Source organism: Burkholderia stabilis, assembly GCF_001742165.1.
GTDB classification, from domain to species: Bacteria; Pseudomonadota; Gammaproteobacteria; order Burkholderiales; family Burkholderiaceae; genus Burkholderia; species Burkholderia stabilis.
Window position 1 is genome coordinate 1,493,651 of sequence record NZ_CP016443.1, and the last position, 24,541, is coordinate 1,518,191.

General features: G+C 66.7%; 24 protein-coding genes. 16 read left to right on the top strand and 8 right to left on the bottom strand.

Annotated elements, in window-relative coordinates:
- Positions 1 to 20 precede the first annotated feature (20 nt).
- Both BBJ41_RS24625 and BBJ41_RS24630 read right to left on the bottom strand, forming a co-directional pair.
- Positions 21 to 1,727, bottom strand: coding sequence for an AMP-binding protein (locus BBJ41_RS24625; protein WP_069748868.1), 1,707 nt, complete (start codon positions 1,725 to 1,727; stop codon positions 21 to 23).
- Between the two features lie 159 nt (positions 1,728 to 1,886).
- On the bottom strand, positions 1,887 to 3,020 hold the full coding sequence (locus tag BBJ41_RS24630) for an acyl-CoA dehydrogenase family protein (RefSeq protein WP_069750359.1): 1,134 nt from the start codon (positions 3,018 to 3,020) through the stop codon (positions 1,887 to 1,889).
- 137 nt (positions 3,021 to 3,157) lie between these two features.
- Here BBJ41_RS24630 and BBJ41_RS24635 point away from each other — a divergent pair, with 137 nt between their 5' ends.
- The 3 genes from BBJ41_RS24635 to BBJ41_RS24645 all read left to right on the top strand — a co-directional run bounded on the left by BBJ41_RS24635 (position 3,158) and on the right by BBJ41_RS24645 (position 6,646).
- Positions 3,158 to 4,192 carry an AraC family transcriptional regulator gene (locus tag BBJ41_RS24635; protein ID WP_069748869.1) on the top strand — a complete coding sequence of 345 codons (1,035 nt, stop codon included), beginning with the start codon at positions 3,158 to 3,160 and terminating at the stop codon, positions 4,190 to 4,192.
- Between the two features lie 121 nt (positions 4,193 to 4,313).
- Positions 4,314 to 5,876: an NfeD family protein gene (locus tag BBJ41_RS24640; RefSeq protein WP_069748870.1), complete on the top strand. Its 1,563-nt coding sequence runs from the start codon at positions 4,314 to 4,316 to the stop codon at positions 5,874 to 5,876.
- Complete coding sequence (locus tag BBJ41_RS24645) at positions 5,873 to 6,646, top strand: slipin family protein (RefSeq protein WP_069748871.1); 774 nt, start codon at positions 5,873 to 5,875, stop codon at positions 6,644 to 6,646. Before BBJ41_RS24640 ends, BBJ41_RS24645 begins: the two co-directional genes overlap by 4 nt.
- An 81-nt stretch (positions 6,647 to 6,727) precedes the next feature.
- On the opposite strand, the gene BBJ41_RS24650 is transcribed toward BBJ41_RS24645, so the two are convergent.
- Positions 6,728 to 8,005 (bottom strand): HAD family hydrolase, encoded by a 1,278-nt coding sequence (locus tag BBJ41_RS24650; protein WP_069748872.1) that lies wholly within the window; start codon positions 8,003 to 8,005, stop codon positions 6,728 to 6,730.
- A 533-nt stretch (positions 8,006 to 8,538) separates the two neighbouring features.
- On the opposite strand from BBJ41_RS24650, the gene BBJ41_RS24655 reads away from it, so the two are divergent.
- The 6 genes from BBJ41_RS24655 to BBJ41_RS24680 all read left to right on the top strand — a co-directional run bounded on the left by BBJ41_RS24655 (position 8,539) and on the right by BBJ41_RS24680 (position 13,947).
- A complete protein-coding gene (locus tag BBJ41_RS24655; protein ID WP_069748873.1) occupies positions 8,539 to 9,435 on the top strand; it encodes a M24 family metallopeptidase in 897 nt (298 codons plus the stop codon).
- 45 nt (positions 9,436 to 9,480) lie between these two features.
- Positions 9,481 to 11,268 carry an SDR family oxidoreductase gene (locus BBJ41_RS24660; protein ID WP_069748874.1) on the top strand — a complete coding sequence of 596 codons (1,788 nt, stop codon included), beginning with the start codon at positions 9,481 to 9,483 and terminating at the stop codon, positions 11,266 to 11,268.
- A gap of 32 nt (positions 11,269 to 11,300) precedes the next feature.
- Positions 11,301 to 12,206 carry a metal-dependent hydrolase gene (locus tag BBJ41_RS24665; protein ID WP_069748875.1) on the top strand — a complete coding sequence of 302 codons (906 nt, stop codon included), beginning with the start codon at positions 11,301 to 11,303 and terminating at the stop codon, positions 12,204 to 12,206.
- A 123-nt stretch (positions 12,207 to 12,329) separates the two neighbouring features.
- On the top strand, positions 12,330 to 12,617 hold the full coding sequence (locus BBJ41_RS24670) for a hypothetical protein (protein ID WP_069748876.1): 288 nt from the start codon (positions 12,330 to 12,332) through the stop codon (positions 12,615 to 12,617).
- A 251-nt stretch (positions 12,618 to 12,868) separates the two neighbouring features.
- Positions 12,869 to 13,246 (top strand): DUF2917 domain-containing protein, encoded by a 378-nt coding sequence (locus BBJ41_RS24675; protein WP_069750360.1) that lies wholly within the window; start codon positions 12,869 to 12,871, stop codon positions 13,244 to 13,246.
- A 326-nt stretch (positions 13,247 to 13,572) separates the two neighbouring features.
- Positions 13,573 to 13,947, top strand: a complete 375-nt coding sequence (locus BBJ41_RS24680) for a DUF2917 domain-containing protein (protein WP_069750361.1) — start codon at positions 13,573 to 13,575, stop codon at positions 13,945 to 13,947.
- Between the two features lie 168 nt (positions 13,948 to 14,115).
- On the opposite strand, the gene BBJ41_RS24685 is transcribed toward BBJ41_RS24680, so the two are convergent.
- A complete protein-coding gene (locus BBJ41_RS24685; protein ID WP_069750362.1) occupies positions 14,116 to 14,394 on the bottom strand; it encodes a hypothetical protein in 279 nt (92 codons plus the stop codon).
- Between the two features lie 763 nt (positions 14,395 to 15,157).
- Between BBJ41_RS24685 and BBJ41_RS24690 the strand changes: the two genes are divergently transcribed.
- Positions 15,158 to 16,459: an NCS2 family permease gene (locus BBJ41_RS24690; protein ID WP_069748877.1), complete on the top strand. Its 1,302-nt coding sequence runs from the start codon at positions 15,158 to 15,160 to the stop codon at positions 16,457 to 16,459.
- 90 nt (positions 16,460 to 16,549) lie between these two features.
- Here BBJ41_RS24690 and BBJ41_RS40595 read toward each other — a convergent pair.
- The 4 genes from BBJ41_RS40595 to BBJ41_RS24715 form a co-directional block, all read right to left on the bottom strand.
- Positions 16,550 to 17,931, bottom strand: a protein-coding gene (locus BBJ41_RS40595) for an IS3 family transposase (protein WP_156814746.1) whose coding sequence is annotated in 2 segments (ribosomal slippage) — positions 16,550 to 17,451 and positions 17,451 to 17,931 — 1,383 coding nt in all. Because the reading frame shifts where the segments join, the coding sequence is not laid out codon by codon here.
- A 293-nt stretch (positions 17,932 to 18,224) separates the two neighbouring features.
- Positions 18,225 to 18,605, bottom strand: a complete 381-nt coding sequence (locus BBJ41_RS24705; protein WP_069750363.1) for a YybH family protein — start codon at positions 18,603 to 18,605, stop codon at positions 18,225 to 18,227.
- A gap of 204 nt (positions 18,606 to 18,809) precedes the next feature.
- Positions 18,810 to 19,097, bottom strand: coding sequence for a DUF1488 family protein (locus tag BBJ41_RS24710; protein ID WP_048243539.1), 288 nt, complete (start codon positions 19,095 to 19,097; stop codon positions 18,810 to 18,812).
- Between the two features lie 240 nt (positions 19,098 to 19,337).
- Entirely contained in the window at positions 19,338 to 19,613 is a 276-nt protein-coding gene (locus BBJ41_RS24715) for a DUF2964 domain-containing protein (RefSeq protein ID WP_236872148.1), read from the bottom strand.
- Positions 19,614 to 20,020: 407 nt separating this feature from the next.
- Between BBJ41_RS24715 and BBJ41_RS24720 the strand changes: the two genes are divergently transcribed.
- The 6 genes from BBJ41_RS24720 to BBJ41_RS24750 all read left to right on the top strand — a co-directional run bounded on the left by BBJ41_RS24720 (position 20,021) and on the right by BBJ41_RS24750 (position 24,514).
- Positions 20,021 to 21,925, top strand: a complete 1,905-nt coding sequence (locus tag BBJ41_RS24720; RefSeq protein WP_069748878.1) for a sigma-54-dependent Fis family transcriptional regulator — start codon at positions 20,021 to 20,023, stop codon at positions 21,923 to 21,925.
- 82 nt (positions 21,926 to 22,007) lie between these two features.
- Positions 22,008 to 22,310 (top strand): 2Fe-2S iron-sulfur cluster-binding protein, encoded by a 303-nt coding sequence (locus BBJ41_RS24725; RefSeq protein ID WP_069748879.1) that lies wholly within the window; start codon positions 22,008 to 22,010, stop codon positions 22,308 to 22,310.
- Positions 22,311 to 22,365: 55 nt separating this feature from the next.
- Positions 22,366 to 22,860, top strand: coding sequence for an SRPBCC family protein (locus tag BBJ41_RS24730; protein WP_069748880.1), 495 nt, complete (start codon positions 22,366 to 22,368; stop codon positions 22,858 to 22,860).
- A gap of 110 nt (positions 22,861 to 22,970) precedes the next feature.
- Positions 22,971 to 23,348 carry a DUF2946 domain-containing protein gene (locus BBJ41_RS24735; protein ID WP_069748881.1) on the top strand — a complete coding sequence of 126 codons (378 nt, stop codon included), beginning with the start codon at positions 22,971 to 22,973 and terminating at the stop codon, positions 23,346 to 23,348.
- A 303-nt stretch (positions 23,349 to 23,651) separates the two neighbouring features.
- Positions 23,652 to 24,017 carry a copper homeostasis periplasmic binding protein CopC gene (copC, locus tag BBJ41_RS24745; RefSeq protein ID WP_069748883.1) on the top strand — a complete coding sequence of 122 codons (366 nt, stop codon included), beginning with the start codon at positions 23,652 to 23,654 and terminating at the stop codon, positions 24,015 to 24,017.
- A gap of 50 nt (positions 24,018 to 24,067) precedes the next feature.
- The gene (locus tag BBJ41_RS24750; RefSeq protein WP_069748884.1) at positions 24,068 to 24,514 is read left to right on the top strand and encodes a copper chaperone PCu(A)C; all 447 of its coding nucleotides are present in this window, start codon (positions 24,068 to 24,070) and stop codon (positions 24,512 to 24,514) included.
- Positions 24,515 to 24,541 lie beyond the last annotated feature (27 nt).

Here is a 24,541-nt window from a genome sequence, read left to right on the forward strand (position 1 = left end):
CGCGCACGGCCCGCGCCCGGTCATTTCAGTTCGGCGGCGAAATCTTCTTCCCAGTATTCGCCGGGCATCCGCGCGGTCGCGTCGTCGCCGCGCTCGATCTCGCGGCGGCGCAGCTCGACGCGGCGGATCTTCCCGGAAATCGTCTTCGGCAAGTCCGCGAACTGCAGGCGGCGGATGCGCTTGTACGGCGCGAGCTTCTCGCGCGAGAAACGGAAGATCTCCAGCGCGAGCGCGGGGCTTTCCTCGTAGCCCTGGCGCAGCGTGATGAAGGTCTTCGGCACCGACAGCCGCACGGGGTCGGGGCTCGGCACGACGGCCGCCTCGGCGATCGCCGGATGCTCGATCAGCACGCTCTCGAGTTCGAACGGGCTCAGCCGGTAATCGGACGACTTGAACACGTCGTCCGCGCGGCCGATGTACACGTAGTAGCCGTCGTCGCCGCGCATCGCGATGTCCGACGTGCGGTAATGGCCGTCGCGCATCGCGTAGGCCGTTGCATCGGGGTTGTTCGCGTAGCCGTTCATCAGCCCGACCGGGCGCGTCGCATCCGGGCCGATCGGCAGCGCGACTTCGCCTTCGGTCACGGGCACGCCGTCCGGATCGAGCAGTGCGATCCGGTAGCCGGGCAGCGGCCGGCCCATCGAGCCCGCGACGACCGGCTGGCCCGGCGAGTTGCCGATCAGGCAGGTCGTCTCGGTCTGGCCGTAGCCGTCGCGGATCGTGATGCCCCATGCCTTCTTCACGCGCTCGATGATCTCTGGATTCAGCGGCTCGCCCGCGCCGACGATCTCGCGCAGCTTCACGTCGAACGACGCGAGCGGCTGCTGCACGAGCATCCGCCACACCGTCGGCGGCGCGCACAGCGTCGTCACCTGGTATTTGACGATCGCGTCGAGCACGACCTTCGGCTCGAAGCGCGCGTAGTTGAACGCGAACACGCACGCCTGCGCATTCCACGGCGCGAAGAAGCAGCTCCATGCGTGCTTCGCCCAGCCCGGCGAGCTGATGTTCCAGTGGATGTCGCCCGGCTGCAGGCCGACCCAGTACATCGTCGACAGATGGCCGACCGGATAGGTGCGGTGCGTATGCTCGACGAGCTTCGGCTTCGACGTCGTGCCCGACGTGAAGTACAGCAGCATCGGATCGTTCGCATGCGTGACGGCGTCCGGCTCGAACGCGGCGCTCGCGGCGTGGCCGTCGTTCATCGCGAGCCAGCCCGCGCGCGGCGCACCGGCGACGATCTTTTGCGCGAGGCCGAGGTCGGGTTGCTCGAATTTTTCGGTTTCGTTCTCGTCGACGATCGCGTATTTCGCGCCGCCGATCTGCACGCGGTCGCGCACATCGTCGGGCGACAGTTGCGTGGTCGCGGGCAGCACGATCGCGCCGAGCTTCATCGCGGCGAGCATCGCGTCCCACAGCTCGACACGGTTCGGCAGCATCAGCAGGATGCGGTCGCCGCGCCCGACGCCGATCGAGCGCAGCCAGTTCGCGATCCGCGACGAGCGCTCGGACATCTGCGCGAACGAATACGGATCGCCCGTACCGGTCGCCGCGTCGACGATCCACAGCGCGGGCTGGTCGTTGCCGCGCGCCATCGGGTCGAAGTAGTCGAGCGCCCAGTTGAACGCATCGAGCACCGGCCATTCGAAATCGCGGTAGGCGGTTTCGTAGTCGGTGCGATGGCGCAGCAGAAAGTCGCGTGCGTCCAGGAATGCCTGTACCGTCATCGTGTCCTCCAGTCTCCATGTCTCGCGGTCAACCGGCGCCTGCGCGGCAACGCACGTCCGATTCGCTTTTGCGCGGCGCACGGTCACGTCGTTGCGTGCCGCGTTCGCCGCGCTGCCCTCGTGCCCTTCGTGATGCTGTCGCCTGGGTGCCGTCGCGGCTCAAAGCTGCCGCGCGATCACCATCCGTTGCACTTCGCTGGTGCCTTCGTAAATCTGCGTGATGCGCGCGTCGCGATAGTGACGCTCGACTTCGTAATCGACCAGGTAGCCGTAGCCGCCGTGAATCTGGATCGCGTCCGAGCACACGCGCTCGGCCATCTCGGAGGCGAACAGCTTCGCCTGCGATGCTTCCGACAGGCACGGCAGCCCGGCCGTGCGCAGCTTCGCCGCGTGATGCACGAGCAGGCGCGCGGCGTTGATCTGCGTGGCCATGTCGGCGAGCTTCTGCTGGATCGCCTGATGCTCGGCAATCGGCTTGCCGAACTGCACGCGCTCGCCCGCATAACGGCGCGCCTTGTCGAACGCGGCGCGCGCGATGCCGAGCGCCTGCGCGGCGATGCCGATCCGGCCGCCTTCGAGATTCGACAGCGCGATCTTGAGGCCCTCGCCGCGATTGCCGAGCAGGTTCTCTTCCGGGATCGCGCAGTTCTCGAACGTGATCGGGCACGTATCCGACGCGCGGATGCCCATCTTCTTCTCGGGTTTGCCGACGATGAAGCCCGGCGTGTCGGTCGGCACCAGGAACGCGGAAATCCCGCGCTTGCCGGCTTCCGGGTCGGTCATGGCAAAAACGATCGCCACACCCGCGCGCTGGCCGTTGGTCACGAACTGCTTCGCGCCGTTCAGCACCCATTTACCGTCGCGCAGCTCCGCGCGCGTGCGCAGGTTGTTCGCCTCGGAGCCGGCTTGCGGCTCGGTCAGGCAGAACGCGCCGATCACGCGGCCGGCCGCCATGTCGGCCAGCCAGCGATCCTTCTGTGCAGGCGTGCCGAAGCCGAGGATCGGCCCGCAGCCGACCGAGTTGTGCACGCTCATGATCGTCGCGCACGCGGCGTCGCCGGCAGCGATTTCCTCCATCGCCAGCGCATACGCGACGTAATCCGTGTACGCGCCGCCCAGCTCCTGCGGCACGATCATCCCGAGCAGGCCGAGTTCGCCGAGCTGCGCGACGATGGCGTCGGGCAGATGCGCGTCGTGGTCCCATTGCGCGGCGTTCGGCGCCAGCATCTCGGTGGCAAAAGCGCGCGCGGCATCGCGGATCATCCGCTGGTCTTCGGTGTAAAGCTCGTCCATGGCGCTGCTGTCTCCCGCGGCCGCCTGACGCGACCGTCCTTGCGTTTCGATGCAACAAGTGTAGGCAAGCGCGCGCGACTGTTCGATGCTCGCGTCGCTCATTTACACTGAGCGTTTTTGCCACACCGGCGACACCGATGAAGCAGGAAGACAAGGGAACCATCGCGATCAGCCTCGTCGCTTACAGCGTCGCGCTCGCGACCCGGCGCGGCGTCGAGGCCGAGCCGCTGCTCGCGCAGGCCGGCATCGCGCCCGCGCTGCTCGGGCAGCCGCGCGCGCGCGTGTCCGCGCAGCAATACGGCGCGCTGTGGAACGCGATCGCGCGCGCGCTCGACGACGAGTTTTTCGGGCAGGATCGCCACCCGATGCGCAGCGGCAGCTTCATCGCGATGAGCCAGGCCGCGCTGTCCGCGAAGGACGGGCTGCATGCGATGGCACGCGCGGTGAATTTCATGCACTGCGTGCTCGACGATCTGCACGCGGAACTCGACGCCAATCCGCAGCGCGTGCGGCTGCGCTTCGTGCACCGCAACAACGGCGCGACGCCCGCGATGTTCACGTACGCGACCTATTTCATCATCGTCTACGGCCTCACCTGCTGGCTGATCGGGCGGCGCATCCCGCTGCTGCACGCGAGCTTCCGCTGCGACACACCGCCCGCCGACCACGAATACCCGTCGATGTTCTGCGACGACATGCGCTTCAACGAGCCCGATTCGTATGTGGATTTCGATCCAGAATTCGCGACGCTGCCGGTCGTGCAGAACGCGAAGACGCTGAAGACGTTCCTGCGCAACGCGCCGGCGAGCTTCATCGTCAAGTACCGCAACCCGAACGCGCTCGCGCAGCGCGTGCGCACGGTGCTGCGCGGGATGCCGCCCGCCGCGTGGCCGGGCGCGGGCGGGATGGCCGCGCGGCTGCACGTGGCCGAGGCGACGCTGCGCCGCAAGCTGCACCAGGAAGGCCACGCCTACCAGTCGATCAAGGACACGCTGCGGCGCGATCTCGCGTTCGAGGCGCTGGCCGATCCGGCGCGCACGATCGCCGACGTCGCGGCGGCAACCGGTTTCGCGGAGCCGAGCGCGTTCTACCGCGCGTTCCGTAAATGGAGCGGGCGCAGTCCGGCCGACTATCGCGACGAAGTGCTCGCGCGGGGCGGCGGCGCGGTCTGAAGCCTCCCGCAGCGGCCCGGGTTTCGCGCTTTGCGCCGAAACCGCCTAATCTTTAAGCATCGGGCCAACGCCCTTTCCGCGAGCCAGGCGGCGCGCGGCCGCGCGCCGCCCGGACGCCCCGATGCGCTTTCACCGTCACGGGCCGCCGCCGGCGCTTGCCGCGTCCGGCGGCCGTCCCCATCACCCGCTGTCCACGCGGGTCGCACGCGCCGCACTGTTCGCGGCGCTGCTCGTCGTGTGCGCGGCCGTCGCCGCGCCGCCGCCCGCCGCTGCCCCCGCCGCCGCGCCGCCGGTCATCGTGATCCCCGTCAACGGCGCGATCGGGCCGGCCAGCGCCGATTTCATCGTTCGCTCGCTCGAACGGGCCGCACGCGAGCGCGCGCCGCTCGCGATCCTGCAGCTCGACACGCCCGGCGGCCTCGACACGTCGATGCGGCAGATCATCAAGGCCATCCTCGGCTCGCCCGTGCCGGTCGCCGCGTTCGTCGCGCCGGGCGGTGCGCGGGCTGCGAGCGCGGGCACCTACATCGTTTATGCGAGCCACTTCGCGGCGATGGCGCCCGGCACCAATCTCGGCGCGGCGTCGCCGGTGCAGCTCGGCATCGGCGGCGCCACGCCGCCGGGCGCGAACCCTGCCGCGCCGCGGGCGCCGGCGGCCGGCGCGTCGGGCGCGTCGGATGCATCCGCGACACCGGCCGCGCTGCCGACCGACACGCAATCGACCGAGATCCGCAAGGCGATGCAGGACGCCGCCGCGTACATCCGCGGCCTCGCGCAATTGCGCGGGCGCAATGCCGAATGGGGCGAGCGCGCGGTACGCGAAGCCGTCAGCCTGTCGGCGAATGAAGCGCGCGCGCAGCACGTCGTCGACCTGATCGCGCAGGACCCGGCCGATCTCGCGCGCCAGCTCGACGGCCACAGCGTGACGACCACCGCCGGCACGGTGCGGCTCGCGACCGCGCATGCGCCGCTCGTCGTGGTCGAACCCGACTGGCGCAGCCGCTTCCTGTCGATCATCACCGATCCGAACGTCGCGCTGATCCTGCTGACGATCGGCATCTACGGCCTCTTCTTCGAGTTCGCGAACCCCGGCTTCGTGCTGCCGGGCGTCGTCGGCACGATCTGCCTGCTGATCGGGCTGTTCGCGATGCAGTTGCTGCCGGTCAGCTACGCGGGCCTCGGCCTCGTGCTGCTCGGCCTCGGCTGCCTGGTGGCCGAGGCATTCCTGCCGACCTTCGGCGTGCTCGGTTTCGGCGGGATCGTGTCGTTCACGATCGGCGCGCTGATGCTGATCGACACCGACGTGCCCGGCTACGGGATTCCGTGGCCCGTGATCGCGAGCCTGGCGCTCGGCGGCGGGCTGCTGGTCGCGGGCGTGTCGAGCGTCGCGCTGCGCGCGCGGCGCCGCCCGGTCGTGACGGGCGCCGAGGCGATGCTCGGCAGCATCGGCGAAGTGCTCGACGACGGCCTGCGCGCCGACCAGCCGCCAGGCGCGGCCGGCCCCGCGCCGTCGGCCGCGGGCTGGGCGCGCGTGCACGGCGAGCGCTGGCGCGTCGCGAGCAGCGTGCCGCTCGCCGCCGGCTGCCGCGTGCGCGTCACGGGCCGTCACGGCCTGCTGCTCACCGTCGCCCCGCTCTACGACCTGCCGGAGCAGGAACAACAACACCAGGGAGAACCAACATGATGGGCTACACGTTCGGCCTCAGCAGCGTCCTGATCGTCTTCGTCGTGGTGCTCGTCGCGTCGTCGATCCGCATCTTCCGCGAGTACGAGCGCGGCGTCGTGTTCATGCTCGGCCGTTTCTGGAAAGTGAAGGGGCCGGGGCTCGTGCTGATCATCCCGATCGTCCAGCAGGTCGTGCGGATCGACCTGCGCACCATCGTGTTCGACGTGCCGCCGCAGGACGTGATCACGCGCGACAACGTGTCGGTGAAGGTCAATGCGGTCGTGTATTTCCGTGTCGTCGATCCGGAGAAGGCCGTGATCCAGGTCGCGCGCTTCTTCGACGCGACGAGCCAGCTGTCGCAGACGACGCTGCGCTCGGTGCTCGGCAAGCACGAACTCGACGCGCTGCTGGCCGAGCGCGAACAGTTGAACGCCGACATCCAGAAAACGCTCGATGCGCAGACCGACGCGTGGGGGATCAAGGTATCGAACGTCGAGATCAAGCACGTCGACCTGAACGAGACGATGATCCGCGCGATCGCGCGGCAGGCCGAGGCCGAGCGCGAGCGGCGCGCGAAGGTGATCCATGCGGAAGGGGAATTGCAGGCGTCCGAGAAGCTGCTGCAGGCCGCGCAGCGGCTCGCGCAGGAGCCGCAGGCGATGCAGTTGCGCTATCTGCAGACGCTGACGACGATCGCGGCGGACAAGAATTCGACCATCGTGTTTCCGCTGCCGATCGATTTGCTGGGGGCGTTGCTGGACCGGTTGGGCCCGCCGCGCGAGCGCTGAGACGCCCGGGCGCCGGCCCGCACGACGCACCCGTCGATCCCGGGCGACGCCGGGCCCCGACGGCCCGGCGCGCGGCCCGCGTCAAGCCAGCAGCTTGCGTTCGGTCTTGCCGTACTTGATCGACTTCTCGTCCGGAATCATCAGGCCCGTATGCTCGTCGCGGCCCTGCAGCAGGAAGCGCGCGTCCGGCTTGCCGACCTGCTCGGCCGCGAGCTTGCTGTCCGCGCCGATCTCGCCCTTCTTCATCCGGTTGACGATCACGCCGGCCGCGGTGTCCTTGAAGTCGCGCAGCATCCACGCGTCGCCGTCGCTGTCGCCGAACACCAGCAGCGGGCCATAGCCTTTCTTCGATTCGAGGACGTTGCGGATGCCCACCGTCTTGCCGGGCCCCCAGTTGAAATGCCAGCCGGCCGGATAGGTGCTCGTGTACTTGCCGTCCCGCATGTCGAGGCGCAGGCCGATCACGTTCTCGGGCGGCACGCCGTAGCCGTAGTTCGGATTGCCGGCGAATACGCGCACGACATCGTCGAGCGACGCCGTGCTCACGTACACGTCGATGCCGTTCGCGCGCAGCGTGTGCATCACCGCGCGGATTTCCTCATGAATGCGAATGCCGTGGAAATGCGTGTCGGCCACCACGCCGGCCTTGCCCGGCAGCGTCTTCGGGCTTTCGTAGCGGACCTTGCGCAGCGCGTCGCCGATACCGTAGTTGTCCGACGCTTCCGCCATCGCCTGCAGCTCGGCGGTCGTCATGTTCCGGTAGAAGTAGATGATCCACTTGTAGCCGATCTCGAGCGGGTGCGTGTCGCAGATCGCGTCGTACATGAAGTACAGCTTCGCGCGGAAAACCTTGAACTGATCGGTTTCGCGAATCTCGTCCAGGCTCTTGCTACCGCCGAAACCCGTGTAGTTCGCGTACAGCCAGCGATAGTCGGATTCGACGTCGGCGGCGAGGTTTTCCATCGTCACGGGCTTGCCGTCGATCGTCGTGTAGTCCTTCATGAAGGCGCCCTTCGGCACGTCCTTCCACATCACCTCGACGAATTCGTCCGGCGTCAGCTTGTACTGCAGATGGTTGATCTGGTACATCAGCAACGCCTCTTCGCAGTCGTTCATGATGCACGTGTTGTCCCAATCGAACACGGCGTACGGGCGGCGCTTGCCGTCGTAGCGCGCGCTCGCGACGCCGTGCTGGTCGAGTACCGCCTGCAGGCGCGCGGCGTTGAACGGCGACCAGCGGCCCGGGTCCAGCGCATCGGGTGCGGCTGCGCTCTTCGCGCCGGCCGTGCCGGTCTTGAGCATCAGCGACGTCGCGGCGGTCGCCGCGGCAAGGGTGTTCATGAAGTGGCGGCGTTGCATGGTCTCTCCCCGTGGAATTGTCGAATCGGTCCGGCCGTCCCGGTGCGCGGCGCACCGGCGGCTCATCGGCGGCGCGAAGCCCGGATGGCTCCGCAACGGCGGCGAATGATCTGGCGAAAATATGGCAGCAATTTGACAGCGTCACGCCGCGACGCGACGACGAGTTGATCCGGCGCGACATGCCGGGCCGTCGCACATGCGGCCATCCGGGCAGCGCCGGGGCCGCTCGCGCGCCCCTGGCCGGCGCGCCCGATCCGTACGCGTGTGCGCCGACCGCCATCCGGCCCCGCCTCCGGAAACCTAGAGCCTCCCCTCCATTTCCCCCTTCCATTAGGAGAAATCCTCATCTCCAAGGGCTGCCGCGCCCCGCCGAACCGGCTATTATCTTTACATCATTCAATGGCACATTAAATGCTGACTGAATAATTCGCGACAGAGACATTCGCGGATGCATTCCGGATCAGCGCCCTGCTTTGCATAGAACCCGAGTCAGCGCCGACGCGCCAGCTCCGGTCGACAAATGGAGACGCATCATGGCCGATCACCCGCTGCCGGAAGTCCACCTCGACGAGTTGCCGCAATTCCGCGCGGTCCAGCAGCTTGCGTACCGCTGCGTCGAAACCGTCGGCGCGATGCTCTACCCCGGCATCACCGAGAAGGAGGCCGCGCGCCTCCTGACCGAATGGCTGCAGGACAACGGCGTGCACGACTGGCTGCACAAGCCGTTCGCGTGGTTCGGCGACCGCACCGCGTTCGAGGGCTTCTCGGGCCTCAAGCACATGGGCGGCTTCAATCTCGCGTTCTTCCCGAGCAACCGGCAGCTCGAAACCGACATGCCGGTGATCCTCGACGTCGCGCCCGTGCTCGACGGCATCGTCGCCGACGTCGGCTACGCGCACTGCCTCGGCGAGAACCCGATCCTCGAACAGTTGCAGGACGACCTGATGGACCATCGCGACATGATCGTGCGGCTCGTGAAGGCGCGCCGGCCGATGGCCGAGGTCGCGCAGGAAGTCGACGCGCTGTGCCGCCGCCAGGGCGTCGAGCCGCGCCACAAGGCGTATCCGTTCAAGGTGCTCGCGCATCGCGTCGCGAAGATCCACAAGCTGTCGAAGCCGCGCTTCGTCGCGCGCTTCGGGCTGAATGCGACGCGCAACCTGCTGCTCGACCAGGGCCGCGCGGCGAAACAGCAAGGCTGGTCGCCGCTGTGGTCGATCGACCGCCGCTCCGAGCATGCGCCCGTGCCGGGCCTGTGGGCCGTCGAGCCGCATCTCGGCTTCGCCGGCGTCGGCGCGAAATTCGAAGAGCTGCTCGTGATTACCGACGACGACGCGTACTGGCTCGACGACGACCTGCCGCACGTGCGCCGCTGGCAGCGCCGCCAGGCCGAACGCACGCAGGCCGTCGCGACCGTGCCGGCCACCGCCTGACGCGCCCGCGCCCTTCCTCCCGAATCCCTGAACGACGGACTCACGATGCAGCCTCTTTCCGACGAAGCGCCGCTGGCCCTGTTCGAATCGGTTCACAGCGAGACAGCTGTCGCCTCCGGCGACCTGACGCTCGCGGTCAGGACCTGGGGCGACCCGGCCCGCTCGCCGGTCGTGCTCGTGCACGGCTATCCCGACGACAGCAGCGTCTGGCAGCACGTCGCGCCGCTGCTCGCGCGCAAGCACTACGTGATCGCGTACGACGTGCGCGGCGCGGGCCTGTCCGGCGTGCCGAAGCGCACGGCCGACTATCACCTCGCGAAGCTGACCGACGACTTCGTCGCGGTGATCGACGCGCTCTGCCCCGGCCGCACGGTGCACCTGATCGCGCACGACTGGGGCTCGATCCAGGGCTGGGAATTCGTCACCGATCCGCGCCTGGCCGGCCGCATCGCGTCGTACACGTCGTGCTCGGGGCCGTGCCTCGACCATGTCGGCTTCTGGCTGCGCGAACGCGTGCTGCGCCCGACGCCCGCGTCGCTCGGCAAACTCGGCGGCCAGCTCGTGCGCTCGTGGTACGTGTACCTGTTCCACCTGCCGTTCATCCCCGAGCTCGGCTGGCGGCTGTGGCTCGGCCGCGCATGGCCGCGCCTGCTGCGCCGGCTCGAGAAAACGCCCGTCGCGCCGCGCCCGACGCAAGCCGACGACGGCGCGCGCGGCGTGCGCCTCTATCGCGCGAACTTCATCCGCTGCCTGTTCACGCCGCGCGAACGCTACGCGCATGCGCCCGTGCAGACGATCGTGCCGCTCGGCGACAAATACGTGAGCCCGGCGCTGTCCGAGAACCTGTCGCGCTGGGTGCCGCAGTACTACCGCCGCGAAGTCGCGGCCGGCCACTGGCTGCCGCTCGCCGATCCCGCACGCTTCGCGGATCTCGCCGGGCAACTGATCGACGCGGTCGAATCGGGCGACGAGCCGCCCGCGCTCGCGAAGGCCCGGCGCAGCGCGAAAACCGGCCGCTTCAGCGGCAAGGTCGCGGTCGTCACCGGCGCGGGCAGCGGCATCGGCCGCTGCGCGGCCCTCGCGTTCGCACACGAAGGCGCGACGATCGTCGCGTGCGACATCGATCTCGCGAGCGCCGAGCGCACCGCGCTGCTGATCGGGCTGACCGGCGCGCAGGCGCATGCGAAACGCGTCGACGTCGGGTCCGCCGACGAAATGGAAGCGCTCGCGACGTGGGTCGGCAGCGAACTCGGCGGCGCGGACGTCGTGATCAACAACGCGGGCATCGGCATGGCCGGCGGCATCCTCGACACGAGCACGCGGCACTGGGAGCGCATCCTGCACGTGAACCTGTGGGGCGTGATACACGGCTCGCGGTTGTTCGCGCAGCAGATGGCCGCGCGCGGCACCGGCGGCCACATCGTCAACACCGCGTCGGCCGCCGCGTTCGGGCCGTCGCGCGACCTGCCCGCGTATGCGACGACGAAGGCCGCGGTGCTGATGCTCAGCGAATGCATGCGCGCGGAACTCGCGGAGAAAGGGATCGGTGTGACGGCCGTGTGCCCGGGTTTCGCGGAAACCGGAATCATGGCGTCGACGCAATACGCGGGCGCCAACGCACAGGACGAAGCGCGGCTGCGCAAGCGCGCGACGAAGCTGTACCAGATGCGCGGCCTGAAACCCGAAACCGTCGCGCAGGCGATGGTCGACGGCGTGCTGCGCAACCGCCCCGTCGTCGCGGTCGGCGGCGAAGCGCACGCGATGCGTTTCGTCGGCCGTTTCATGCCGTGGCTCGGCCGGATGATCGCCCGCGTCAGCATGGCATCGCATTGACGGCGCACGCCGCCGCACCGAGGGAGACACAAATGACCGATACCGCCGACTATCACAAGATCAAGGCCCGGCACGTGAAGTTCGACTTCAGCGACACGCCGATCACCTGGGTGCCGAACGACCCGGGCAGCACGCACATCATCAACACGCTGAACCTGCTGTTCCCGGAAGGCGAGCTGTGGTTCTGCCGCGTGTACAACAAGGCGCTGCCGCTCATCACCGATGCGCGCCTGCGCGACGAAGCCGAAGGGTTCCTGCGGCAGGAAGCGGTACATTCGCGTTCGCACGGCGGCGTGCTCAAGCACTACTACGACCGGCACGGGATCGACACGAAGCCGTTCACGCAGAAGCTCAACCGGCTGTTCACGCGCGTGCTCGGCGAACAGCCGCTCGGGCTGAAGATCGGCCATACGCGTTTCTGGCTGCGGCAACAGCTCGCGGTGATCGCGTCGCTCGAACATTTCTTCGGCTATCTGGGCAACTGGGTGCTCAATGCACACGGGCTCGACGAAGGAAAAGCCGACCCGACGATGGTCGACCTGCTGCGCTGGCACGGCGCCGAGGAAGTCGAGCACCGCACCGTCGCGTTCGACATCTACCGGCACCTGGGCGGCACCTATCCGGAGCGCTGCGTGCACATGGCGTTCGTGATCGTGCTGCTGCTCTACTACATCACCACCGGCGCGAAGTTCATGTACAAGCGCGACCCGGCGGCCGGCCGCTATCCGGGCTTCGCGCTCGCGTGGTGGCAGGGCTCGCGGCGCGGGCACCTGCCGTCGTTCTGGAAGGTGATCGGCGCGGCGTTGCGTTATTTCAAGCCGAGCTATACGCCGCACCACGAAGGCTCGACCGAGCAGGCGCTCGCCTACCTTGCGCGCTCGCCGGCGGCACAGGCGGCCGCGCATGGCGGCAACTGGGGCACGGCGAAGGGCGCGTAACGAGGTGCTTAACGGGGCGCTTAACGGAGCGCGTGGCGGGTTTTCAGCGGGTTTCTGCCGGTTCGGCGGGCGGCGCCCGCCGAAATGCGTACAATCGCGGCTTCATTTCCCGGAGGTGCCGCGATGGCCATGAAGAAAACCGATCTCGAAAAGAACAAGGCGCTCAAGCTGACGCAAGCCATGAAGCAGTCCGGCGCCGCGCGCTTCGGCAAGGCTGCCGACGATGCGGCGAAGCTCGATCGCCGCGCGCAGCGCAAGCTCGACCAGGAACAGGGGCTCGTGCCGTTCGCGTGCAAGCTCAACGCCGAGCTCGTCGAACAGCTGAAGGCGCGCGCCGCCACGCATCCGGAAGGGATGACGGGCCTGCTGTCCGAGCTGCTCGTGAACGGGCTCGCGCAACGCGACGCGTAACCGCTACGTATCTCGAAAATTCCGTTGACATTGCTGCGCTGCCACGACACACTCGTTCGCATGCCTATGCTCAAGCCAATCGCCATCGCGAATACGAAACCAGTGAACGCCCATACGGGGCGATCACCGGAGGCGCTTGTGCATTAGCATCGCGATTCAGTTACGCATGTCACAAGGCCTCGCCGGAAACGGATGAGGCCTTTTTGTTTTGGTGCGCGTCATCCCGCCCGGCTCAACGGATGGAGATGACGATGGACCAAGCAAGCCGGCTGGTTGTTTGCCCCGATCGGTGCCGCACCGACACGATCGCATTGCCTAGAGTCGTGATGCATTTCACGGTCGCGCCGCGCAAGACGCTGACGTGGCGCGCGCGGCGCGACGCCGAGATCCGCGTACACGACGCGACGCTGTGGATCACGCGCGCCGGAAGCGTCGACGATTACTGGATACGCGCCGGCGACGTGCTGCGCGTGCAGTGCGGCGATCGCATCTGGATGAGCACCGACGACGACCGGCCTGTCGAAGCATCGATCACGACGGCGTACACGATGAAGCACGACGCATGGTTTCAGCGTGCGCTCGCGCAGATGCGCGGCATGCTACGCGTGAGAAGGCGAAGTCGCACATGACGAACCCGTCGCCGCGCATGCGATACGTATGCGGGCGACGTCATGAAAACCGGCCACGCGCGCGGCGACTCACCTTCCGCACATATCTCGAAAATTGTCGTTGACAACATCGCATCACGCAGACAAACTCGTTCGCATGCCTACGTTCAAGCTCATCGCCATCGCGATTCAATGCCCGGTGAACATTCGAAAGAATGGATCACGGGAGGCGCTTGTGCGTTAGCAATCGAGCAGTACCGCATGTCACACAAGGCCTCACCGGAAACGGATGAGGCCTTTTTGTTCTGGTGCGCGTCATCCGTCCGGCTCACTGAATGGAGAAGACGATGGACCACGCAAGCCAACTGTTTGATCGTCCCGATCGGCGCTCTGCCGGCTCGATCGCGTTACCGACTGTCGTGATCCGCTTCGCGGTCGCGCCACGCACGACGATGACCTGGCGCGCGCCGCACGACGCGGAGATTCGCGCACACGGCGCGGCGCTGTGGATCACGCGTCCGCCGAGCGTCGACGACTACTGGGTGCGGCCCGGCGACGTGCTGCACATCGCGCGCGGCGAGCGCATCTGGCTCGGCACCGATGCCGACCGGCCGGCCGAAGCGTCGATCACGACCGCCTACGTGCGGCGCGGCGAACGCGTCAGGCGCACGCTCGCGCAAGTGCAACGTTTGCTCGGCGGAGTATGGAGAAGGAGTGGATGATTGACGCGCGGGCGTGACGTCACGCGTGCGACACGCGGAACGACCGCGACCGAAAACGGACGCACCCGCGGCGCCACGCGCCGCAGGTGCGCATCGAATGACGCGGCACGCAACAGCGTGCCGCGAGCGATCGCGCGCCGTGCGCAGCCACCGGTTGCAGCAGGTGCATCAGGTGCTGGCGGCGAGACGCGGGCCCGTGCTTCGGGGAGTGGAATCGAGCTCAGGTCTTTGCGCAGCCTGCGAGGTCACCCACGGATCGATGCCCTGCTTCTGCACCTCCTCGAGGAATGACACCCGTGTGCGCCAGTAATCCGCCTGTAATTTCGCATCGATGACGCGCTGTTCGGCTGAGAACAGTTCCATGCGCGCCGTCACGAGCATCGACGCAGCGGTTTTTTCCGGCGTGGGGGCGTGTCGCATCGCCCAACGGCTGATCCAGTTCAACATGCTGACCTCCGTGATTACGGACGAACCCGCATCGGGCAATCGCAATCGGCCGTGCCTGCCCGAACGCGCATCGGCCTTGACCGCCATTCACCGCCTGGCCTGCACGGACTGCGACTCCCCCGCGTCGGCAATTACCGGCCGGCGTGTGCATGCGCGGTGTATCTATCCTAGAAAGACTTGCCGGTTAACGCGATGGGGTCTTGCAATCTTTTACACAGAAACCACAGTCGCCCCCGCATCGCGAAATGACAGTTGCGGGCGGGACGGCTTCGGCGCAGGATAGCCCGATATCTGGAACCGCCTGGACTGACGAATGGCCGCTGCTCGCCGCTGCGCATCCGTATCGGCCATGCACGCGCGTTCGCGCGCATTCGATGCCTGCACCACCTTCGTGCAGCATGCGGGCGTTCCGTTTCAGTCGAATGTCATCGCGCACGCGCGATACGCCATACGGCCGCCGCACCGTTGCACGCGCATCGGCCGACCTCGCCCGCTCTCCACGCGCCCCTTTCCGCCATTTCTGCCGGCCCGGTCCACCCGAACCGGTAGAATGCGCGCCTTCGTCGCGCGGCCGGGCTGCCAGACCGTTCGCGCGCAGGCAACCGATCGTGCCCTCCAACTATATCGTCCGAGCTATCCGCGCTATTACAATCCGCCGATAGCCGGGCAATAGTGGCTGGTTACAGTAAGCCCGGCCGCGCGCTGCCTTTACAACAATTCGGCACAACAAGCAACACGACAACCCGACCGGAGAAACGCCCTCATGGAATCCATCAAGCGGTATTTCGGCTTCGCTGAAGCCGGCACCGACTTCCGCACCGAAATACTCGCGGGCGTCACCACGTTCCTGACGATGGCCTACATCATCTTCGTCAACCCCGCGATCCTCGGCGACGCCGGCATGCCGAAGGAATCCGTGTTCGTCGCGACCTGCCTCGTCGCGGCGCTGGCGTCGATCATCATGGGCCTCTACGCGAACTACCCGATCGCGTGCGCGCCCGGCATGGGCCTGAATGCGTATTTCGCGTACACGGTCGTCAAGGGGATGGGCTTCACGTGGCAGGCCGCGCTCGGCGCGGTGTTCATCTCCGGTTGCCTGTTCCTGCTCGTCACGCTGTTCCGCGTGCGAGAGGCGATCGTCAACGGCATTCCGAAATCGCTGCGGATCTCGATCACCGCCGGCATCGGCCTGTTCCTCGGCATCATCTCGCTGAAGACGTCCGGCGTGATCGTCGGCAACCCGGCCACGCTCGTCACGCTCGGCGACCTGCACAAGCACGACACGATCCTCGCGATCGTCGGCTTCTTCACGATCGTCACGCTCGACCACCTGCGCGTGCGCGGCGCGATCCTGATCGGCATCATCGGCGTCACGATCCTGTCGTTCTTCTTCGGCGACAACCAGTTCCACGGCGTGTTCTCCGCGCCGCCGTCGATCGACGCGACGCTGTTCAAGCTCGACATCGGCGCCGCGCTGTCGACCGGCATCATCAACGTGATCCTCGTGTTCTTCCTGGTCGAGCTGTTCGATGCGACGGGCACGCTGATGGGCGTCGCGAACCGCGCGGGCCTGCTCGTCGAAGGCAAGATGAACCGCCTGAACAAGGCGCTGCTCGCCGACAGCACGGCGATCGTCGCGGGCTCGGTGCTCGGCACGTCGTCGACCACCGCGTATATCGAGAGCGCATCGGGCGTGCAGGCCGGCGGCCGTACGGGCGTGACGGCGATCACCGTCGCGGTGCTGTTCCTCGCGTGCCTGTTCATCGCGCCGCTCGCCGGCGTCGTACCGGCCTACGCCACGGCGCCCGCGCTGCTGTACGTGTCGTGCCTGATGCTGCGCGAGATGGTCGACGTGCCGTGGGACGATGCGACCGAAGCCGTGCCGGCCGCGCTGACCGCGCTGTTGATGCCGTTCACGTACTCGATCGCGAACGGCGTCGCGTTCGGCTTCATCGCGTACGGCGGCCTCAAGCTGCTGACGGGCCAGGCCCGCACGGTCAAGCCGATCGTGTGGGTCATCGCGGCCGTGTTCCTGTTCCGCTTCTTCTATCTCGGCAGCGAGTGACGGAGACGCATCGCTGCGATGCGCGATGCACAACGACGAAAAAACGCCACCTTCTGAACTGACCCCACAAAGTTGGACAGTTTAAGAAGGCTAGGCGCCCAAGGGCTGAGTTCTGTATTGAACGGGACTCAGCCCTTTTAGTTTGAGCTTGATGCGATCGTGGTTGTAGTAATGGATGTAGCGATCCAACGCATCGCGTAACTGTTCGACGCTAGCAAAGCGTTGCAGCCTGTAGCACTCTGACTTGAGCGTACCGAAGAAGCTCTCCATCGCGGCGTTGTCCAAGCAGTTGCCTTTGCGTGACATGCTCTGCGTCAACGCGTGCTGGCCAAGCAGCCGACGATACGCTGGCATCTGATACTGCCAGCCCTGATCCGAATGCAGCAGCGGTCGATCCTTGCGTCCAAGCTTGGTCAGCGCCTTCTTCAGCATACGGCTGACCATCTCGAAGCTTGGCCGTCGATCCATCTGATAGGCGACGATCTCCCCGTTGTACAGATCCATCACTGGCGACAGGTACAGCTTCTGGCCACCGACGTTGAACTCAGTCACGTCGGTTACCCATTTCTGATTCGGGCGCTCGACATCGAACTTGCGCTGCAGCAGATTAGGCGCGACACGACCAACTTCGCCTCGCCAGGAGCGGTATTTCTTTGGGCGCACCAAGGACTTCAGTCGCAATTGTCCCATCAGTCGTTGCACGGTCTTATGGTTGATCGCGTGTCCTGCCTGCCGGATTGTGGCGGTGATTCGCCGATAGCCGTAACGACCTTGGTGATGCTCGTACACGGTCCGGATCCTGGCTTTGAGATCGGCATGTCGATCACCGGCATCCAGCACCTTCAACTGATAGTAGAACGTGCTGCGCGCCAGATCTGCTGCTTTCAGAAGGGCTGCTATCGGATGGCATTGCCTGAGCTCGCGCACTATTTGCGCTTTTTCTTTGGCGCTGCTTGCTCCTTTGATCGCAGCAGCGCATCGAGCTTTTTTAGGTACGCCACCTCCGCACGCAGATATTCGTTCTCTTTGAGCAGGTCGTCGCGTGAGAGCGTGTCCGGCGTGCGTGCCTCATCGGGCTGCAGCGGGAACTCCGGTTTCATGTCTGGTTCAGGCTTCATGCTGGGCGGGCGTCCTCGTCGGCGAGGCTTCAGAGCATCTATACCGCCGTCATGATACAAGCGCACCCAAGTTGCCACGGTTCGGTCACCACGAATGTTGAATAGTGTCGCGACCTCGCGATACGAAAGCTCATCGCGCCACATACGCTGTAAAACCGAAAGCTTGAACTGCTCATCATAGTGGCTGTATTTCTTACTCAGTCCGGCAACGCCGTGCTCACGATACCGGGCGACCCACCGGTGCACTAGCGTATAGCTCAGGCCGTATCGCTTGCCCAACGCCTTCACTCCAGCGTTGCCGGCAAGGTACTCGTCTACGATTTGCCGCTTGAACTGCTCGTTGTACTTCGTCATGAAAAAACACCCCAAAGGTTGGATCGATGTCCAACTTTTGGGGTGCAGTTCATTCGGGTGGCGTTTTTGTTGGGCGGTGTTGCGCGTGCGAGGGAATCCGTGCGGCCGTATCGGGCCGGTTGCTCCGCATCGTCGCAACACGGGTTTCGGGTTTCGGGTTTCGGGTTTCGGGTTTCGGGTTTCGGGTTTCGGGTTTCGGGTTTCGGGTTTCGGGTTTCGGGTTTCGGGTTTCGGGTTTCGGGTTTCGGGTTTCGGGTTTCGCGCGAGCATCGACTGATGGCCCCGAGAACGGGCTAACGCCAGTTGACGGAATACCGGTCGATCACCCAGAGCCATGTCCCGTCCTCCTGGCGCCGCGCAACCTCGCTGGTCACGTTGCCGTCGCGGCTGCGAACCGACGTCAGCGCCAGATCCCCGCAGATGAGTGCCGGCCGCTGTTCGCCGAGCTGGAACTTGCGTTTTTCCGGCCCGAACCCGGTGACCTGAAGCGCCGCAAAAAATGCGTGAATGGCCTCCCTGCCTCGTACCTCTCGTCCGTCATCGAGCTGGATCACCGCGTCCTGCGCAAACAGTGCGGTCATGCCACTGACGTCCCCTGCGTTTTCTCTCGCCACCAGCAACCGCTCCAGATCCTGCGGATCACAGGCTGCCGCCCGCTTCGTCGAATCGTTCATGAACATTCCCGAGTTGCCGGCCACGACGAACCCTCCCGATGGCCGACGGGACACGCCCTCGAACCCCGCGTGCTCCAGCGGCCGGTTCCGGCGCGGCCCGCATACGAAAATGCCGCCCGGTTCCACCGAACGGCATTGCATTGAAAGCAACGTCCCCGTGCGCGCATCGTCGGCGACGCGCGCCGCAAGACGAGCGTCTTTTCGTCAGCGCCAGTTGGCCTCGTAGAAGCGTACGTAACCGCTGCGCAGCGTCACGCATTGCGCGCGCGTCTCCGACAGCAGGCGCCGTGCAGCCGCCTCGATACGATCACGGTGCTGGTCGAATGCGCCGACCATGTCCTCGAAGCGCGGCGATGCCGCGCCGAAGTGGTCTTCCAGCGCCTCGGCGGTGATCTGACATTGAACGCGCTCGCCATTGACCATTGCCGTAAAAGCAAGCATCAGGTCGCGCCCCGAATACTCAGGCTTCTCGTTCGTGAAATGGATTTGCATGGGAGCCGCCTCGACCGGTAGAAAACGAATGACCGCGTCCGTCGTCCGCTACCGGCCGGACGAAATGTACGCGGGCTCGCCTGCAGAGGCACGATCCGCGGGGTATCGCGCGGACAATGCATGCCGGTTGCTTTCCACTTTAGACGGTTTCGCGCAGGAGACAAATTTTCCGGCATGCGTCGTTCCGACGCGCGTTTCGTCTGATCAGCGCGGCATCCGGCACCGTTTCGGAAACCGGCGTCAGTGCGGATCGGTGGGCCAGACGTTGAGCGCGATCGCGGCTGTCGTGACGCCCACCGCAATCGCGGCCGCCCCGTATCGCACCGCGTCGTTCAGATCGAACAGCAACCCGTGGATCGCCACGGCGATGCCGCCCAGCATGATGAAGGTGGCGATGGCCGCCAGCACGACTCTCAGTTCCGTCCGAACCATGATGCGTCTCCCGAACGGATGCATGTCGCGTCGCATGCATGTTGCAATGCGGAACACGGCGCGTGCGTGCTCCATTTCCATCATTGCAGGTGGGCGCTTAAAAGCAAGGGGATTTTGTTCGCGGTCGCACATTGCGCATGGCGCTTGTATGATGATGCGTACCCGTACGGTCGGTCGTCGTGCTCAGATGGTGCGCTGCAGGTGGAGGGTGGAATTCGCTGAACGGATCGATCGTGATGCGACGGGTTCCGGCAGGCGCCAGAGCGGTATATCGGATCGATCGGGAAACATGGGGCCGCAGTAAGGGCTAAAGCGCTAGCTGCAACAGACCGCAAAGCATGGGACCGCAGTAAGCGCTGAAGCGCTAGCTGCAACCGACCGCGAAGCATGGGGCCGCAGTGAGGCACTGAATCGCTAGCTGCAACCGACCGCGAAGCATGGGACCGCAGTAAGGCGCTGAAGCGCTAACTGCGGTCGACAGGAGACAAGTCATGCCGCAATCCTTCGTGCTGCCCGCCACCACGGGCCGCACCGACCTGCTCGCACAGGCACATGCGCGCTCGACCGCGGTCGGCCTGCGCGCACACGAGCGCCCCGATTTCTCGCCGCTGTCGCGCCTCGCGCTGCGCGAACTGCTCGACACGAATCACGCACTGTTCTCGCACGCGCGCCCGGTCATGGAGAACCTCCACGCGCAAATCGCCGATACGCAAAGCCTCGTGCTGCTGACCGACGCCGCCGGCGTGATCCTGCACAGCATCGGCGACGCCGACTTCATCGAGAAAGCCAACCGCGTCGCACTCTGCACCGGCGTGTCGTGGGCCGAAGGCGCGCGCGGCACCAACGCGATCGGCACCGCGCTCGCGTCGGGCCAGGCCGTCGCGGTGCACGGCGCCGAACACTTCCTGCGCGCCAACCACATCCTCACGTGCTCGTGCGCGCCGATCTTCGATCCGTTCGGCCGCACGCTCGGCACGCTCGACGTCAGCGGCGACCCGCGCGGCTCCAGCCCGCATACGCTCGCGCTCGTGCGGATGTCCGCGCAACTGATCGAGAACCACCTGTTCGCGAACCAGTGCGCGGAAGCATTGCGGCTGCGCTTTCACGCGCACGAGGAATGCGTCGACTCGCTGTTCGCGGGGCTCGTCGCGTTCGGCCCCGACGGCGGGCTGATCGCCGCGAACCGCAGCGCGCAATTCCAGCTCGGCGCGCCGTTCGATGCACTGCAGCATCAAGGCAGCGACGCGCTGTTCGGCATGCGCTTCGGCCAGCTCGCGCAGCAGGCTGTCCGCGCGCCCGGCGCAACGTTCCGCCTCACGCTGCCGACCGGCGTGCGCGTGCTCGCGCGCTGCGAATTCGCGGAAGCACAGCGCACGGCCGTCGCGGTCACGCCGCCCGCGCCGGCCGCACGCGTGCGCGCGCCGGACCCCGACGCGATCACGTTCGCGACGCTCGACACGGGCGACGCGCGGATGGCCGCGGTACTCGAACGCGTCGCGAAGATTCGCGGGCGCGACCTGCCGCTGCTGATCCTCGGCCAGACCGGCACCGGCAAGGAATGGCTCGCCCGCGCGCTGCACCAGGCGTCGCCGCGCGCGGACGGCCCGTTCGTCGCGGTCAACTGCGCGGCGCTGCCCGATTCGCTGATCGAGGCCGAACTGTTCGGTTATGAAGACGGCGCGTTCACGGGCGCGCGCAAGCGCGGCAGCCCCGGCAAGATCGCGCAGGCCGACGGCGGCACGCTGTTTCTCGACGAAATCGGCGACATGCCGCTCGCGCAACAGGTCAGGCTGATGCGCGTGCTGCAGGAACGCGCGGTGATGCCGCTCGGCGGCGCGCGCGCGGTGCCGGTCGACGTGCGCGTGGTCTGCGCGACCCATCGCGACCTGCGCACGATGATCGCGGAAGGCACGTTCCGCGAAGACCTGTTCTACCGGATCAACGGGCTCGCGGTCACGCTGCCGGCGCTCGCCGAGCGCACCGACCTGCCCGCGCTCGTCGAGCGGATTCTCGCGCGGCTCGCCCGCAGCGAACCGATGCCGCGCCGCATCTCGTCCGACGTGCTCGACGCGTTCACGCGCCATCGCTGGCCCGGCAACCTGCGGCAGATGACCAACGTGCTGCGCACGGCCGGCATGCTCGCCGAAGACGAGACCGAAATCGCGCTCGCGCATTTGCCCGACGATTTCTGGCTCGACTGCGACGACGCGCCTGCCGCGCCCTCTGCAGCCACGCCGGCCGCACCGGCCGGCACGCGCGAAGGCACGACGCTGCAAAGCCACCAGGCCGCGGTGATCGACGCCGTGCTCGCGCGGCATGGCGGCAACGTATCGGCGGCCGCGCGCGAGCTCGGTCTCGCACGCAATACCGTCTACCGGTACCTGCGCCGGCATTGACACACGCGGCCGGCAAGCGCCGGCCGCCTGCGGGTTCGGTTATGCTTGGCGGATTGCCGCCGCTCCGCCGCCCGCTTCAGCCATGACCGCCCCGGAACACCCTCCACTCGTTCGCATCGAGCCGCTCGGCGCGACCTTCGATGCGCCCGACTCGCTGACGCTGCTCGAAGCCGCCGCGTTCGCGCGCGTGTCGCTGCCGCGCTCGTGCCGCAACGGCACGTGCCGAAGCTGCCTTTGCCGGATCGTCAGCGGCAGCGTACGCTACACGATCGAATGGCCGGGGCTGAGCCGCGAGGAAAAAGCCGACGGCTATACGCTGCCGTGCGTGGCCGTCGCAACGTCGGACATCGTGCTCGACGTGCCCGACGCAGTCATGCTCGACTAACCTGGCGCGCGGCCGCGCGCCATCCCGCAACGGTTGATCCCGCCTGGAGAACGTCATGACCCAGCAAACCGATCGCATCGAAAAACAGACCCTGCTCGCGGCGGCGCCGGACCGCGTGTGGGAAGCCGTCAGCAATTCGGGGGAATTCGGCACTTGGTTCGGCGTCACGTTCGACGGGCCGTTCGTGCCCGACCAGCCGCTGTTCGGCCGCATCACGCCGACGCGCGTCGACGACGACGTCGCGAAGGCGCAGGAGCCCTATGCGGGCACTGTGTTCGAAATCGTCGTCGATCGCGTCGAGCCGAAGCAACTGTTCTCGTTTCGCTGGCATCCGTTCGCGATCGATCCGAATTTCGACTACACGTCCGAGCCGATGACGCTCGTCACGTTCACGCTCGCCGCGCAGGCCGGCGGCACGCTGCTGACGGTCACCGAAACGGGTTTCGACCAGCTGATCGAAGCGCGCCGCGCGAAGGCGCGCGAAATGAACGATCAGGGCTGGGCCGCGCAAATGACGCTGATCACGAAATACCTGGCGAAGCACGCATAGCGTGCTGCAACGCCGCGCCTCATGCCTGGCATGCGGATGCCCGCATGCCCGCGTTGCAACGTGCGTGGCATAATCCGCTCCATCGTCGTCCACCCGCCGCCGCGCATCGCATGCTGAGTCGTCGTCTCCGGAAGATCGGCAGTCTGATCGGGATGCTCGCCATCCTGATGACGGCGCTCGCGCCGACGATCTCGCAGGCGCTGACGACGCAAGGCCGCGTCGACGCGCTGCTGGCCGGCTACTGCACGGCCGCACCGGCTGCCGCCGGCCACGCGGCCGATCCATCGTCGAAAAGCCTGCAGGCCCATCTGCAGGCATGCGGCTACTGCAGCCTGCTTGCCCACACCCCCGCCCTGCCCGCGCCCGAGCTGACGTTCGCGGCCCACGTGCGCAGCATCCAGCACCGCGAAGCCACCCGCTTCGAAAGCCTGCGCCGCGCGCTACCGCTCACGGCCGCGCAACCGCGCGCCCCTCCGTTCGCGTCCTGAACCGTCGTCACCACGCGTGATGCGTTAGCGCATCGCGCAGTCAGCGCACGCTACCGGCGTGCGTAACGTGTCACGTTTCGAAGGACGATCCATGCGTCAACGTGTTGCGCGCGGCGTCATGCCGTGCGTGCCGGCGGCCGCTTCCGGTTCGTATCGCCGCGCCGACATTCGCCTGCAAGCGAACGTCCGGCTGCGCACGTGCGCGCCGACGGCAGCCTGCATCGATCCCGTTGCGATCCCGCTCCCGCATCCGTCCGTCGAATCCGTCTTTCCCGATCCGATTCGCTACTTGCAGATTCAGCCATGAAAACCGCTACTTTCGTTCGCGGCGCACTCGCCGCACTCGGCTTCGTCGTCATCCAGGCCGCCCATGCCCACGCACTGCCGAAGACGCAGGAACCGGCCGCCAACGCCACGCTCTCGAGCGCGCCGCACGCGGTCACGATCGATTTCAGCGAGGCGCTGGAGCCGGCCTTCAGCTCGATCGCCGTTACCGACAGCCACGGGCAGTCGGTCGCCGACGGAAAATCGGCCGTCGACACCGGCAACCGCAAGCGCATGCGCGTCGCGCTGTCGAACCTGACTCCCGGCGCGTACACGGTCGCGTGGATCGCGGTGGCCAGCGACGGCCATCGCACGCAAGGCCACTACACGTTCACGCTGAAATGATGCGCGCGACGCCTTCCGCACCGCACTCCACATCACAAGGAAAACAAAAGATGAAACGCTCGATTCCGACCGCCCTGTTCTTCTCGCTGCTGGCGCTGCATGCACCCGCCACGTTCGCCGCGCCTGCCGTGCAGGCCGACGCCTGCTGGATCCGCGCGATGCCGGCGACGGTGCCGTCGTCGGGGTACTTCACGCTGAAGAACGACGGCGACGCACCCGTCACGCTCACGGGCATCGATACGCCCGCATTCGGGATGGCGATGCTGCACGAAACGCAAACGAGCGGCAGCACCGCGAAGATGGTGCACGTCGAATCGGTCGAGGTGCCCGCGCACGGCATGGTCGCTTTCAAGCCGAAGAGCTATCACGTGATGCTCGAACAGCCGCGTCAGGCCGTCGCGCCCGGTGCGAAGATTCCGTTCCGGCTGCATTTCGCCGACGGTTCGACGGTGTCGGTGACCTGCGACGCCAAGGCGCCGTCGTACACCGGCCAGTAACGTTGCGTCCGCAACGACCCAAGGAGA